Source organism: Vibrio thalassae (assembly GCF_900089835.1).
GTDB lineage: Bacteria > Pseudomonadota > Gammaproteobacteria > Enterobacterales > Vibrionaceae > Vibrio > Vibrio thalassae.
The window spans coordinates 40,477-55,025 of the sequence record NZ_OANU01000022.1 but is presented as its reverse complement, the minus strand read 5'-3'; the positions used below and the strand labels follow the sequence as shown (position 1 = coordinate 55,025).

13 protein-coding genes are annotated in these 14,549 nt (G+C 44.7%); 4 read left to right on the top strand and 9 right to left on the bottom strand.

From position 1 onward, the window contains the following. Position 1: 1 nt before the first annotated feature. Genes VTH8203_RS08885 through VTH8203_RS08875 form a run of 3 tightly spaced genes read left to right on the top strand, consistent with a single transcriptional unit; the run spans position 2 to position 3,335 of the window. Positions 2–1,012 carry a carbohydrate ABC transporter permease gene (locus VTH8203_RS08885; protein WP_096993348.1) on the top strand — a complete coding sequence of 337 codons (1,011 nt, stop codon included), beginning with the start codon at positions 2–4 and terminating at the stop codon, positions 1,010–1,012. Next, positions 1,009–2,211, top strand: coding sequence for a carbohydrate ABC transporter permease (locus VTH8203_RS08880; RefSeq protein ID WP_244181179.1), 1,203 nt, complete (start codon positions 1,009–1,011; stop codon positions 2,209–2,211). Before VTH8203_RS08885 ends, VTH8203_RS08880 begins: the two co-directional genes overlap by 4 nt. Before the next feature lie 32 nt (positions 2,212–2,243). Then, on the top strand, positions 2,244–3,335 hold the full coding sequence (locus VTH8203_RS08875) for an ABC transporter ATP-binding protein (RefSeq protein ID WP_096993347.1): 1,092 nt from the start codon (positions 2,244–2,246) through the stop codon (positions 3,333–3,335). 129 nt (positions 3,336–3,464) lie between these two features. Here VTH8203_RS08875 and VTH8203_RS08870 read toward each other — a convergent pair whose 3' ends face one another. Then, entirely contained in the window at positions 3,465–4,568 is a 1,104-nt protein-coding gene (locus tag VTH8203_RS08870) for a DUF3541 domain-containing protein (RefSeq protein WP_096993346.1), read from the bottom strand. A 332-nt stretch (positions 4,569–4,900) separates the two neighbouring features. On the opposite strand from VTH8203_RS08870, the gene VTH8203_RS24735 reads away from it, so the two are divergent. Next, a complete protein-coding gene (locus VTH8203_RS24735; protein WP_167385807.1) occupies positions 4,901–5,056 on the top strand; it encodes a hypothetical protein in 156 nt (51 codons plus the stop codon). Between the two features lie 28 nt (positions 5,057–5,084). On the opposite strand, the gene VTH8203_RS08865 is transcribed toward VTH8203_RS24735, so the two are convergent. The 8 genes from VTH8203_RS08865 to VTH8203_RS08830 are packed head-to-tail and all read right to left on the bottom strand — an operon-like array spanning position 5,085 to position 14,549. Continuing rightward, a complete protein-coding gene (locus VTH8203_RS08865) occupies positions 5,085–5,588 on the bottom strand; it encodes a YgjV family protein (RefSeq protein WP_096993345.1) in 504 nt (167 codons plus the stop codon). Beyond that, complete coding sequence (locus tag VTH8203_RS08860; protein WP_096993344.1) at positions 5,585–6,214, bottom strand: hypothetical protein; 630 nt, start codon at positions 6,212–6,214, stop codon at positions 5,585–5,587. Before VTH8203_RS08860 ends, VTH8203_RS08865 begins: the two co-directional genes overlap by 4 nt. Before the next feature lie 56 nt (positions 6,215–6,270). After that, on the bottom strand, positions 6,271–6,900 hold the full coding sequence (locus VTH8203_RS08855) for a bifunctional 4-hydroxy-2-oxoglutarate aldolase/2-dehydro-3-deoxy-phosphogluconate aldolase (protein ID WP_096993343.1): 630 nt from the start codon (positions 6,898–6,900) through the stop codon (positions 6,271–6,273). Positions 6,901–6,909: 9 nt separating this feature from the next. Then, a complete protein-coding gene (locus VTH8203_RS08850; protein ID WP_096993342.1) occupies positions 6,910–7,869 on the bottom strand; it encodes a sugar kinase in 960 nt (319 codons plus the stop codon). A 14-nt stretch (positions 7,870–7,883) separates the two neighbouring features. Then, positions 7,884–9,293, bottom strand: a complete 1,410-nt coding sequence (uxaC, locus tag VTH8203_RS08845; RefSeq protein ID WP_096993341.1) for a glucuronate isomerase — start codon at positions 9,291–9,293, stop codon at positions 7,884–7,886. Positions 9,294–9,314: 21 nt separating this feature from the next. After that, the gene (locus tag VTH8203_RS08840; protein WP_096993340.1) at positions 9,315–10,778 is read right to left on the bottom strand and encodes a fructuronate reductase; all 1,464 of its coding nucleotides are present in this window, start codon (positions 10,776–10,778) and stop codon (positions 9,315–9,317) included. Between the two features lie 12 nt (positions 10,779–10,790). Beyond that, the gene (locus VTH8203_RS08835) at positions 10,791–13,187 is read right to left on the bottom strand and encodes a glycoside hydrolase family 31 protein (RefSeq protein ID WP_096993339.1); all 2,397 of its coding nucleotides are present in this window, start codon (positions 13,185–13,187) and stop codon (positions 10,791–10,793) included. Between the two features lie 60 nt (positions 13,188–13,247). Next, complete coding sequence (locus VTH8203_RS08830; protein WP_096993338.1) at positions 13,248–14,549, bottom strand: TRAP transporter large permease; 1,302 nt, start codon at positions 14,547–14,549, stop codon at positions 13,248–13,250.

The following is a 14,549-nucleotide window of genomic DNA, read 5'->3' as shown; positions in this document are numbered from 1 at the left end:
GATGGAACAGCTTTACTCCTCATTATTTATTATGGCACTCGGAGTTGCTGGTTGTGCGGTTTATTTTATAGGCACTAACTGGCTTCTCGGTATTATTTTCCCCACGAGAAATGTGTCAAACCGCCAGATGGCGCAAAACCTAAGGCGCGCAGCTGCGGTTAGACCTTGGCTGTTTTTGGGCCCGTCATTGACTTTTTTGTGTCTCTATTTGGTCTATCCGGTATTTGATTCGTTTTACTTGTCACTACATGACAGAAACGCCGACGAATTCGTAGGTTTTGACAACTATTCTTGGTTATTTAATAACCCTGAATTCAGGGAGTCACTGTTTAATAATGTGCTTTGGTTGCTTATCGTACCAGCTGCGTCGACATTTTTCGGCCTGGTTATTGCTGCATTAACTGATAAGGTCAGTTGGGGGAATATTGCCAAAAGTTTAATATTCATGCCTATGGCCATTTCATTTATTGGCGCATCAATTATTTGGAAGTTCGTTTACGATTACCGCGCTCCGGGTTCGGAACAAATTGGTATTCTCAACGCTGTTTTAGAGTACTTTGGCGGTACAGCGCAACCATGGATAGCCCTTCCTTTTTGGAACAACATCTTTCTAATGGTTATTCTTATTTGGATTCAAACTGGTTTTGCGATGGTTATACTCTCAGCCGCTCTTCGTGGTATCCCTGAAGAGACCGTTGAAGCGGCGGTATTAGATGGTGCAAACGGAGTACAAATATTTTTCAAAATTCTTATTCCTCAAATATGGGGAACCATAGCAGTAGTGTGGACCACCATTACGATTCTGGTTTTAAAAGTCTTCGATATCGTTTTGGCGATGACGAATGGTCAATGGAGCACGCAAGTTCTGGCAAACATGATGTTCGATTGGATGTTCCGTGGTGGCGGTGATTTTGGTCGGGGTGCGGCGATTGCTGTGATAATCATGGTTGCAGTGATACCCGTAATGGTCTGGAATATGCGTCAAGCTAATGCTCAAATGGAGGGAAGATGATGTCTCAGCAACTTCAAACTTCCTCGAAGCTAGAAGCCAGTGAAGCCCGCTTCAGTTTGAGCCGATTGCGTCGTTCACCTCTGACTCTACTGTTACACTTTTCGGTACTGTTGATCGTCATTTTATGGACTCTACCAACCGCAGGGCTATTAATATCTTCTTTCAGAGATAAAGACCAGCTTGCGCTATCTGGCTGGTGGACATCGTTAACTGCCTCTGAACAAAATTTAATGGTTCGTACTGGTGGGGCAGACACACAAATTCAAGACGGTGATGTCTTCGTCTTGAAGGGACAACTATTGGTTGATAATAAAGCTGCACAGGTTCGGGCTTTTGGCTTTTCTTCTGGTGAGCCTACCAAATTTATCCCAGGTGACATCGCTAAGATGAAAAATGGAGGTGAGTTAACCGTTACCGCAGATGGTAAATATAGAATGACCTCGCTTGAACCTTTCAAAGGAAACCGTGGGAAGCGAATATTCTTTACGGCAGTGGTTCCGCCCAAGTTTGGTTTAGACAATTATCACACGGTACTTGGTGCAGAGGGCATTGGTCGTTCATTTATTAATTCGTTGACGGTAACTATTCCCGCTACGATTATCCCTATTCTTATTGCGGCTTATGCGGCGTATGCATTGTCATGGATGAGAATGCCGGGTCGAAATATACTAATCGCAGTGGTCGTCGGTTTATTAGTTGTGCCTCTGCAGATGTCTTTGATTCCTTTACTTCGCCTATACAATGATATTGGTGCCTTATTTGGAGTGGGAGCGAAGACCTACGTAGGAATTTGGTTAGCGCATACAGGATTTGGTTTGCCTTTGGCGATTTATTTGCTTAGGAATTATATATCGAGCCTACCCAAAGAGATCATTGAATCAGCCAAAGTCGATGGTGCGACGGATTTCGAAATCTTTATGAAAATTGTTTTACCTCTGTCTTATCCGGCACTTGCATCGTTCGGTATTTTCCAATTCCTCTGGGTTTGGAATGACCTTTTAGTCGCTACCGTATTTTTGGGTACAGGGGAAGAACACATGGTTCTAACGGCGAGACTTCGTGAACTTCTTGGATCACGCGGAGGGAACTGGGAGATATTGACCGCCTCAGCTTTCGTTTCCATTGCAGTTCCGTTGGCAGTTTTCTTTGCACTGCAACGCTATCTAGTTCGTGGCCTACTTTCTGGTTCTGTTAAGTAAGCAGTTCCTGATTTAACGATGAGACAAAACAAATGACAGGATTATCTTTAACAAAAGTTAAAAAATCATACGGAGAGACTCAGGTTCTGCACGGAATCGATCTGGATATCGGGCAAGGCGAATTCATCGTATTTGTAGGACCGTCCGGCTGTGGTAAATCAACACTGCTGCGAATGATTGCTGGCCTTGAGGACATTACATCAGGAGAGCTTTGTATTGAAGGGGCTAGAGTTAATGAACTGCCTGCGGCCATGCGTGGGATAGCCATGGTGTTTCAGACTTATGCACTCTACCCACATATGACCGTTTACGACAATATGGCATTTGCAATGCGCATAGCTAAAGAGTCCAAGGAAGAGATCCATGAGCGAGTCATGGAAGCAGCTCGTATGTTGCAACTTGAACCGTATCTCGATCGTCTTCCCAAGGCACTCTCTGGTGGTCAAAGGCAAAGGGTCGCCATTGGTCGAGCGATTGTTCGCCACCCAAAAGTGTTCCTATTTGATGAACCGCTCTCCAATTTGGACGCAGCGTTACGTGTTCAAACACGAATTGAAATCGCCAACTTGAAGGAGCAGTTGACAGCAACCACGATGATTTACGTGACGCACGATCAGGTAGAAGCAATGACGCTCGCTGACCGTATCGTTGTTTTGTCAGCGGGTAAGATTGAGCAAGTCGGCACGCCGCTGGAGCTTTATACCAATCCAGCGAATGTGTTTGTCGCACAGTTCATTGGTTCACCAGCGATGAATATAAGTAAAGCACACATGGAAAGCGCGGGAGAACGCTCCTTGGTAACTGCAGAAAGTGGTCATAATATTGAAATACCGATTGCAGCGGCGCAAGATCTAAACGGCTGTGCACTGCAATTGGGAATCAGACCAGAAGACTTTTTAGTCGCTGAAGAGTCTGACGCCCTTATGTCTGGTAAAGTCCTCTTTGTGGAGTCGTTGGGAGAGGTGACACTATTGCATATCAATGTTGAAGGACATGATGAAACGGTCGTCGCCAAGCTACCTGGTATTCTTAATTACCGCAAAGGTGAAACTATTCACCTGACAGCGCTACCAGAGAAAATACACTTGTTTAACGAAGACGGTATGTCGTTGAAATATCGCTAAGCCGATGTGGTATGTAATGAATCAAGGGGCTCCTTTCCGGGGGCCCTGAATTTTATGGGGCTATCATAATTCGCTTCTTAAAACCAAGTGCCAGTGCCTGTTTCATATTCGTTGCCGCGGCATGACTTGTTAAATCGATGTGGGTTTCATTTTTACACCGTAAGGCAGAGTAGAAAATAGCTGTGGAACGGTTACCGTGCTGGGCCCCTCTTTAGGCGTTTGCCAATCAAGGAGCATAATCGCAAGCACATTGCGGTGTTCTCCATAAGCAAAATCAAAGTCACCTGACACCGACGGGATCATGCCTTTGTCCTGATCAATGGCCTCCTGAATCGACTTTCTGGTTTTTGCGACCACAGGATCGTCATCTAATCCTGCGAGTAAGAAGCAGAGTCCAACTTCGGCAACGATGTCCTCTTTGGTATGCAAGATGATGTCATCAATATTCTTTCTGAAATAATCAAAGATCCACTGGTGCTCTTTTTCATCGACCAATCGTTGATAATAGCCCGAGTCAGCAAGGATAATATGAGTCATACCATAAAGTTTGTTACCAAACTGCTGGTTGCTCAAACGATAGTCTTCGCTATCAGGGTAGGTCTTTCGAAAGGCGGCAATAAACTCATCGACAAGATCTTTTTCGTCGATCTGCTTAAGCCAATAAGCTTGATTAGCCAATTGTGCAGCCCAAGCCGTAATCATTTGTGGATCGGTTAAGACTGGCTCGAAATTGTATTGCTTTAGAATACGTCTAAGTTGTTTGTCATTTTTATGAACAACACCGTACTCGTTAAGTCTTGCTAAATAACGCAACAAGTCCAGCCCCATATAGAAATACTCAGGCTGATCCTTAGTGGCCTCGTAGCGGCGTTGACTGCGTTCGTCCTTGCCTTGCTTATAGTCATTTAGTCGCTGTAAAGAATAGCTACGAATTGCTTTTGGTGTGGTGACTTCTGCTGCAATTTCATTGACTCTAGAAGTCACATTTGCAAGGTCATTTAAAACGACCGCATCGTATCTAGGGTCCTGAGTCTGTCTATACATACGTAGTCCGAAATGACCTTGTTTATAGGCAGAAAGAGTAAATAACTGTGATTCGTAGGTGTCTTTAACCACGTTTGCTGAGGCCTGAAACTGTTGCTGTGTTGGGGAGGTATCAAGATTGATGATACTAGCACCAGTTAGCAAAAATACGCTAACAAATATTGCAACGATTGCTTTGTTCATTTTCATAGCGAGCAGCCTAAATGGTCATTAAGAGCTAGATTGTAAAAAGTTATTAATAAGCATGTGTGATTTTGAGGTTAATTTTTATTCATGAATTTTATGAACCCTTAACGTAAGTGTAAATATATTTACATGAAGCATGAATTCGTCAATGGCCAGAATTTGAGGTGAGGGGTTATTATTTGGCTGATAAATGAGTTTGCTTATTGTATTGGTTGAATGCATCTTTATGATAAATAAAGATAAAATTAAATCTCTCTCATATTTTCTCAACTAAGCTAATAATGACGAAGCAAAGGAAAATCTTCTTTTAACATGGTTATCACGCGGAGAATAATATGAAAGCAGTCCTTATTTTGATATTCGGAGCAATGTGCACTTTCGTTTCGGTGGCTGAAGAGGGAGGCGCACCAGGCAATATCTGTTTGACGGAAACTGGACTTGTAGTGACGACTCACCTTGATACATGTCCTAAATCGATGACTAAACTTTAATAGCTCAAGTGATAGGATTGAACCAGCTTTATGCTGGTTCGTGTTGTTTCATGCATAAGCGATATATCGTGGCGGTATTAGCTATTAGAAATGTACCTTCGACTAGTGAACCGCCGATAGAGCCAATCCACATATTATGGGTAAACCAACATGCGGAGTTGAATAAAATGAAACTTCGCATTTTGATACCAGATGCGGAGAATAGCGCCCATGTACCCACTGCGGAACCAATAATTGGTAAGAGCTCTACAGGAGAGGAGACATTGGGGAGTGTCATGCCAATTAGAATGACAATGAAGAACCACATGGCGCGCTTAGAGCGAGTTTTAATGGAGACGAAAGCACGAATACCATTGATAGCGACACCTATTGCACCAACCACGGCCCCCATCATGGCAAAGTGTACCATCATGATGAAACAAAACGCGACCATACAGTAACGGAAACGAAGGTCGTCTTTTTGTAAAAATGCCATGATTCCAAAGATAAAAGCAACACCACCAACAAGTTGGGCGAATAGCATTAACGTCATTCTAATTGCTTCTCCAGATAGTTCAGGCAACTTTGTGGGCTGGACAAAACGGTAATGTCAAACTGACAATCCGCTAATGCATATGCCATCGACGCTTGCGCTAACAGGATAGCATCATAACGGTTTGTAGAATGTGTACGATGCTCTGTGATAGTGTTTGCAATGCTTGAATTGAAAGCCTGCGTTGAGCCCGCGACATAATGTTCCCACGCCGCAGGAATAAATAAAAACTCGAATTGAGAATGGTTGTTGCAGCTTTCTAGTAAAGTTCGAGTGGGTTCTATCGTACTTTCAAGCGTAACAGCAACAAGTATCTGACTGTAGCCAATGGTTTGTTCTGCCATCGGTCGGTCGACTCGAAAAACACGGTTATCAGGGTAAGCATCCACAATGGGGCCCAGGGTTGAACAAGTGCAGACAATAAAGTCATAGCCTTGAGTAAGCTGCTGGTTTAAATAACCTTGAATCTGCTTGACGATAGAGGGGGTTGGCCCTGTTTTGCGTATGTTGCTTAGAAATGATTCTTGGACATCGTGGAATATGTCATGTTTAGGGAGCGATGTTGCGGCTAGAGGTTTAAAGAGAGTGATGTTGCTCGCTAAAGTGTGCAGGAACAAAATCTTCATAACAATCCTTTTCGTTATTGCTTGGGAGGCTCCTTCTGGAGCCTCAACAATACAGATTAATTATTCACTAATGCAACCGCTTCACGGGTAAGTCGAGCAAGTTCTTCCCATTCCCCAGCTTCGATTAGCTTTTTATCAACCATCCATGTCCCACCACAAGCAAGTACACGAGGGATCGCTAGGTAGCCTTTGATATTCTTAGGATTGATTCCGCCAGTTGGCATTAAGCAAATATCACCGTAGGGTGCCAACAGTGATTTCACCATACTAACGCCACCAGATGCTTCCGCTGGGAAGAATTTTAAAGTAGTGAGCCCCATTTCTAGCGCCGCCTCAACCGTACTTGGGTTGTTGACTCCGGGTACAATGTCGATCTCAAGCTCTTGACACGCTTTAACGGTATTTGGGTTGAAACCAGGTGAAACAATAAATGTCGCTCCTGCTTCTTTTGCTGCAATCACTTGCTCGCGATTTAAAACCGTACCAGCTCCAATCAACATATCTGGTTGCGCTTCTCTTAGCAAACGAATCGCTTCGACTGCAGCCTCAGAGCGGAAAGTGATCTCAGCAGCAGGTAGGCCGTTTTCAGCCAGCACTTTGCCTAAAGGGATAATATCTTCCGCTTTGTCGATAGCGATAACAGGGATGACTTTAAGCGCCTGTAGTTGTTCGTTGATAGTCGACATGTAAATTCCTTAATGTTTTTGGGTCACGACATCAGTCGCAGTCTTGGGGATTATTGCCCCTTTATGTTGAATAACGATTCCCGCGAGACGATTGCCTCTCTGACAAGAGTGCTCCATTGAGCCGCCAGCGAGATAACAGGAGAGGAAGCCGCCGTTAAATGAGTCGCCCGCCGATGTAGTATCTACAACATTTTTCACGGGCTGCGTGGGAACGGTTAGGGATTGCTTGCCAAAGTTTTCTGAAACTAAACAACCCTCTGCGCCCAGTTTTAGCACAACATTTTTGATGCCCTCACTATGAAGTCGCTCTATGGTTGCTTGAGGATTGAGGTCTCCCCAAATTAGCTTTTCATCATCAAAGGTGACTAATGCTATATCAGTAAGTTGATACATCTGGCGGTAGTTTTCTTTGACGGTAATAAGTTCATCTGAAGGCCACAAAGCTGGACGATAGTTGCTATCAAAGCTTATTTCGACATCATTCCGTTTTAGCTCGTTAAGTAAGCCGAAAAGTTTGACTCGATCCTCAGTGGGTAAAATCGCTAAGCTGATGCCGCTGAGAAAGACCATATTTGTCGACTTTAGAGCGTGAGCAATGGTGTCAAAATTAGGGTGTTGTAACAGGTATTTTGCGGCTGACTGGTTACGCCAATAGAGAAACGTCCGTTCCCCTTGTTCGTCTAGCTGAATAAGATAGAGACCGGGCGTTCGATCCCCGTCACGCAACACGAACTGCGTATCGATATTTTCATCTTGCCAACGCGCAATCATTGCTTCGCTGATCGCGTCGGTTCCCAAAGCGCTGACAAAGGAGGTTCTTATTAAGGTGTCCTCAGAGTTAAGCTGACAGCCACGGTTCAAATAAACCGCGGCATTAAGCGTATCTCCACCAAACGTCTGATGCATCTCACCAAATGGTTTCCCATTTAGTTCAATCATACATTCACCAATGATGGCGATATGTTTCATCGTAAGTCTCCCAATTACTTGATGGAAAAATAACGCTTGGCGTTGTTAAAACAGATATCTTCAACCATAGGACCTAACAGTGATAGGTCGTTTGGTACTTCGCCATTTTCCGCCCAGCGACCAATCATGTCACACAAGATACGACGGAAATACTCGTGGCGAGTGTAAGAAAGGAAGCTGCGAGAGTCTGTCAACATACCAACAAACTGGCTTAGTAAACCCAGTTGAGACAACTGTTCCATTTGTCGCTGCATTCCATCTTTTTGGTCGTTAAACCACCAACCAGAGCCAAACTGAACTTTGCCCGCAATGCCGCCACCTTGGAAGTTTCCAATCATTGTTGCCATCATTTCGTTATCACGAGGGTTTAGGCAGTAAAGAATGGTTTTAGGTAGCTCATTACTTTGGTCCATTTCATCTAGGAGGTGAGCTAACTCAAATGCAAAGGTACGGTCGCTAATGGAGTCAAAGCCGGTATCTGCACCAAGCAATTTGAACATGCGTGTATTATTGTTTCGCTGTGCGCCAATGTGCAGTTGCATTACCCAACCTAGCTTGGCGTAGCGTTTACCTAACCAGACTTGGACCGCAGTAGAGAATTGTGCGCACTCTTCTTCTGTAAGTTTTTCTCCGCTTAAGCGGCGATTTATCAAGTGGTCTAACGTTTGCTCTGATGGAATTTGTGCGTAGCGAACGATTTCAATGCCATGGTCGGCTGCACGACAGCCGTGATTATCGAAGTGAGAAAGACGTCTATCAAGTGCGTCAAGCAGGGTTGCGAAACTGTTAATCTCAACATCTGCTGCGCGGCCTAGTAACGTCATATAGTCTGCAAAACCATCCAACTCAATTTTGAAGGCTTTATCAGGACGCCAACTAGGCAGTACTTCAATATCGAAACTTTCATCATCAGCAATCGCTTTATGATGTTCAAGCGTATCGACTGGGTCATCAGTTGTCCCGGCCATGGCAACATTCATTTGCTTCATAATACCGCGTGCTGAAAACTCAGGCGTTTGTAGCAGCTCGTTACAATGGTTCCAAATGGTGTCAGCCGTCTCGGGACTAAGTCGCTTCCCTGTAATACCAAATGGTCGACGCAACTCTAAATGCGTCCAGTGATAGAGCGGGTTACCTAACGTCATAGGTACTGTCTTTGCCCACGCTTGAAATTTGTCGTAATCAGAGGCAAAACCTGTGATCAATTGCTCTTGAATACCAGCTGAGCGCATACCGCGCCATTTGTAGTGGTCGCCTTCAAGCCAAATTTGACCGAGGTTATCGAACTTACGATTGCTTGCGACTTCGGCTGGATTTAAGTGGCAGTGGTAATCGTAAATTGGCTGGTCCGCCGCATGCTCATGATAAAGGCGGCGAGCAGTTTCATTACTCAGTAAAAAATCTTCACATAGAAAGTCTTTCATCATTAATTCCTTAACTCACCCTTAAAGTGCCGCGACGGTCGCTTTTGCACCATTGTCGATTAGTGATTGATAAGCGCTCGAAACGGCGTTTATAACCTGAAGGTTACGGCCAATATCAGCTGGAAAAATCGCTTCGATACCAAGTAATGCTGGGACGACAGTGACATTCAGACCGTGCTGATCGCAGACACTACGAAGCATTGTCGCCATTGGGTCGCGAACGTCGATTTCGTTGCCTTGCTCATCAACACCCGATACATAACGCATCCAGCCAGCGATGCCAGCGGCAAGCCACTTAAATTCAGAACCTTGGTCTAGATGGAATTTTAGGCTTCCCCCCATACGTTGAGGGATCTTTTGGCTACCGTCCATCGCGATCTGCCAAGTCTTATGTTTTAAGCTAGGGTTAGTGAAACGATCAATGAGCAGCTTGGCGTAAGCTTCTAAATCTGTTCCTTCGGGCATCTTTAGTGATGGGGATTGCGCTAACATCATCATATCGAAAGCGGCTTTGCGATAACCGGCATCTGTCATCGTGTCTGAAATATGAGCGTAACCACCGAGGTAACCTAAGTAAGCTAAGAAGGAGTGACTACCGTTGAGCATTCTTAGCTTCATCTCTTCATAAGGCACAACGTCTGCAACGAACTCAGCACCAGCGATGTTCCAATCTGGACGGCCAGCTACGAAGTTGTCTTCGATTACCCATTGGCGGAAAGGTTCACAAGCAATACCACATGGGTCTTCAACGCCGAGTAGTTCAGTGATTTCACGTAGCGTTTCTTCCGTTGCTGCGGGAACGATACGGTCTACCATAGTGCAAGGGAAAGTTACATTTGCCTCAATCCAGGCGCCTAGCTCAGCATCTAATAACTTAGCGAATTCTAAAATAGCCGCTTTCGCCACGTGACCGTTTTCTTGTACATTGTCGCAAGACATGACAGTAAATGGTGATAGCCCACGTTCTCGACGAACTTTCAAGGCTTGCACTATATAGCCTAGTGCTGATTTTGGAGAAGATGGGCTTTCTAAGTCTGCAACCACTAAAGGATTGTTCTTATCTAGTCGACCAGTAGCAGGGTCTGCGCAGTAGCCTTTTTCAGTGATAGTCATTGAAACAATGGCGACCTGTGGCTCGGCCATCTTCTCAATAATAGCATCGATGCCGTCTAAACTTGGGTGTAGAGATTCTGTTACTGAACCAATGACTTTGACGTCAGTTGACTGAGCGCCTTTTTCAGCGACACTATATAAATGATCTTGTGCACGTAGCGAAGTAATTAACTCTTCTCCACCGAAAAGGTTGATTTCACAAATACCCCAATCGCTTTGTGATCTTCGCGCAACTTCATCAGTAAAGAGTCCTTGGTGTGCGCGGTGGAATGCACCGAAACCTAGGTGAACGATTCGTGATTTCAGCTCAGAACGCAGGTAGTTAGGTTGGCTTACAGATGCGTTCAGTGTGTGGTTACTGATATTTGTCATTGAATCGGTTCCTTATTTAGCCGCTGAAAGTGGAAACGCATCACCGTTTTGATAGGTATTTCCGTTAACGATGAGTTGACGTTTTTCGCTGTTTGGAAGGTTCAGCGTTAATGTGTCATATGCCGGTAGGAAGTCACCGGTACGAGTGATATTCAAAGTAATGATGTTGTTGTCGCAAACCATTTCGATATTCAGAGTAATGTGGTTGCCTGCAAGATAACCGTTAGACTCACCGTCATCATCAAAAATGCTACATTGAGTCTGTCCCACGCCTTGGAGTGGGTAAATATTCAGGCCACGACGGTCGTCTTTTTGGGCGTTGGCATTAGCGATTCTCGCACTTGTCGGGATCACTGAACCTGCACGAGCAAGCAGAGGGATACGCTCTAGTGGTGCGGCGACGGAAATTGTGTTACCGGCGCTATACCATTGACCTGTGTAGAAGTCGTACCAACCATCCTCGTTATTTGGAAGATAGATGTCACGCTCACGTTGTCCTTCTTCTACTACAGAAGCGACGAGTAGATCTTTTCCTAGTAGGTAGTCGTCATTTTCGATAAAGGTATTTTCATCATGCTCATGGTCTAGGAACGTAGGGCGAAGCATTGGTTCATCATGAGTATGAGCTTGATACAACGAATCATAGATGTAAGGAAGAAGCTGGTAACGAATCTTCATTGCGTCACGAATAATAGGAGTGACAGTTGGATGCATCCAAGGTTCGTTAACGCTGCCATCGTCATTCCAAGAGTGGATGGTGAAACGTGGGTGCATAACACCGTTCTGTACCCAACGAGCGAAGAGTTCAGGGTCAGGCTTGTCGCCCGAAAAACCACCAACATCATGACCAAGGTTATACAAGCCAGACAAGCTCATACCTAAACCCATTTTGATATTGTATTTTAAGCTGGTCCAGTTGGTTCTGTTGTCACCACTCCAAGTTTGAACATAGCGGTTCATCCCAGGGCACCCTGAGCGTGAAATCAGGTATGGGCGAAGTTCTGGAGCGAACTCGGTCTGCGCTTCGTAAGAAGCTCGCATCATGAGTAATGGTTGTAGTGGGCGAATCAGGCCCACAGGAATCTCTTTGCCGAAACCGAAGCAACGTGCACTCTTGTCCCATATCTCGTATTCGTTATTGTCATTCCAAGTAGAGTCGATGCCTTTCTCTAATAACTGCTCTTTAACATTGTCTTGCCACCACTTGATAGTTTCTGGATTGGTAAAATCAAGGTGTGAGCCGTCCGCATCCCAGAACACCGAGTTTTCTGGGAGGTCATACTCGGAATCTTTAATGAACAAGCCTTTCTCTTTGACTTCATCGAAACGAGGATGGTCATGTAGCAAACAAGGCTTAATATTTGCAGCTAGCTTCAGCCCATGAGCATGGAAATGGTCTGACATTGCATTTGGATTAGGAACTTTTTCGTAGTTCCAGTTGAAGACATAGCGTTTGTCCCCGATAGACGTATAACCCGAAGAAAGTTGGAACGAGTCGCAAGGGATACCGTGCTCTGCACACTGGTCTACAAAACCTTCTAGTAACTCCTGAGAATTAGGTGCGTCTGTGTATTGCATGGTTGAGCCGCTGTAACCCAAGCTCCATTTCGGACCAAAGGCAGTGCCACCAGTTAAACGGACAAACTGTTGAGTCACATTTTTAATGCTTTCGCCGTACATGAAATACAGGTCTAGGTCACCATCTTCGGCACGATAGCTACGGTATTTGATGTGGTAGTTATCCAGCTCATTTCCTAAATCAAACCAGCAACTTGCTAAGTTGTCATAAAAAACACCAAACGATGCGCCACTTTCATCAGAGGTCGTTTTAGTTATATAGAAAGGAACATGTTTGTACAGTGGATCGGTCTTGCTTGCGTCATAACCCATTGCATCTAGGTTGCGCATTTCAAAACGACGACCTTCACGATTGAGGTTGCCGGTCTTCTCTCCAAGACCGTAGTATAGTTCGTTGTCACCACGATTCATAAAGTGGGCAATACCTGGTTCACTGACACCCAATTGGTATGCGCCTGTTTTGCGATCTTTAGTTAATGGTTTCCACTCACCATTTACTTTATGTTCCCACTCCATCCATAGAGGCTGGTGGACAGTTAAACGCAACTGCTCTGTCTCAACGCATAGAGTATCTTGGTTTTCGTAGAGTTCGAATGTTGGTAAGGTGAACCCCTCTAGTGACATTCTGTCGCGACCTTCCCATGGTACATCGTTACCATCGGGTGCCACCATCCAAGTTCTGTCAAGGCGAAGAGTATTGTGACGTTGGAATAACACACGAATTAGATGGTTCTCTAGTACGAATAAATGGAGAGTGTGTTTGTCGTCGCAGCTTAGAATTACTTCGTTATTATTTTGCTGCTTAAATTGCCAGTTTCTAATGGTCTTCACTTTAGAATTCCTTTCAATAGAGAGAGCCCAAACGGGCTCTCAGAATGATATTTGGTGAGATTAGTAGCCTAGGAATAGTTGAGGTAGTATCAGGCTTACTTGAGGTACGAAAGTCACTAGCATTAGTGCTAGTACCAATACAGCGTAGAAAGGCAGTAATGGTTTGATAACTTTGTCGATCTTCACATCGCCTACAGAACAACCGATAAACAGCGCACTACCTACAGGTGGAGTACAGATACCGATACATAGGTTGAAGGTCATCATGATACCGAAGTGAACTGGATCCATACCTAGGTCCATCGCGATTGGAAGGAAAATAGGTGTAAAGATCAGTAGCGCTGGTGTCATATCCATGAAGATACCGACAATAAGCAGAATCAAGTTGATGATCAGCAGAATGATCAATGGGTTTTCCGATACGGCTAATAAGGCATCACTTATCATATAAGGGATATCAGCGTTCGCCATTGCCCACGACATGCCCATTGACGCACCTATAAGTAGTAAAACAATGGATGTCGTAACGACAGATTCAAGAATGATGCCCGGAAGCTGTTTGATCGATACTTCACGATAGAAAACTACAGCTAGTAATAGCGTATAAACAACAGCAATGGCAGATGCTTCAGTCGCTGTGAAAATACCGCCGATGATACCGCCCATGATGACGATGATTAAGCTCAGCGCTGGTAAAGCATCAAGTGTTTTCTTAATGACAACAGAGGTCGATGGTTTAGCGGCAACAGGATAGCCTCGTTTCTTAGCAATAATAGCGGCAACGATCATAAGACCAAGTCCCATAATTATGCCAGGGATATAACCTGCGAGGAAAAGTGCACCTATTGATGTACCACCTGAGATCAGAGAATAAACGATGAATGTATTGCTCGGTGGAATTAATAAACCTGTTGGACACGAAGTAATGTTAACAGCTGCAGAGTAGGCTGGGTCATAGCCTTCCTTCTTTTGTAGCGGTGCCATGGTGCCACCTACAGCTGCGCCAGAGGCCACGGCTGAACCTGAAATAGCACCAAACATCATGTTAGCAAGTACGTTTACGTGAGCTAACGACCCTGGGAGGCGGCCTCCAAGTACTTTTGCGAATTCAATAAGGCGAAGTGCAATACCGCCTTGGTTCATGATATTACCCGCTAGGATAAAGAATGGTATTGCTAGTAGAGCAAAGCTATCAAGGCCGGATGCCATTTTCTGAGAAATAACGGCGATAGCGGCATCAAAAGGTAGTGTCATCATTACCGTTAATAATGACGCAATACCAATAGCGAACGAAATCGGAACCCCTAATCCTAGGAAAAGGAAAAAGCTACCAAATAAAACAATAATTATTTGCCATTCCAC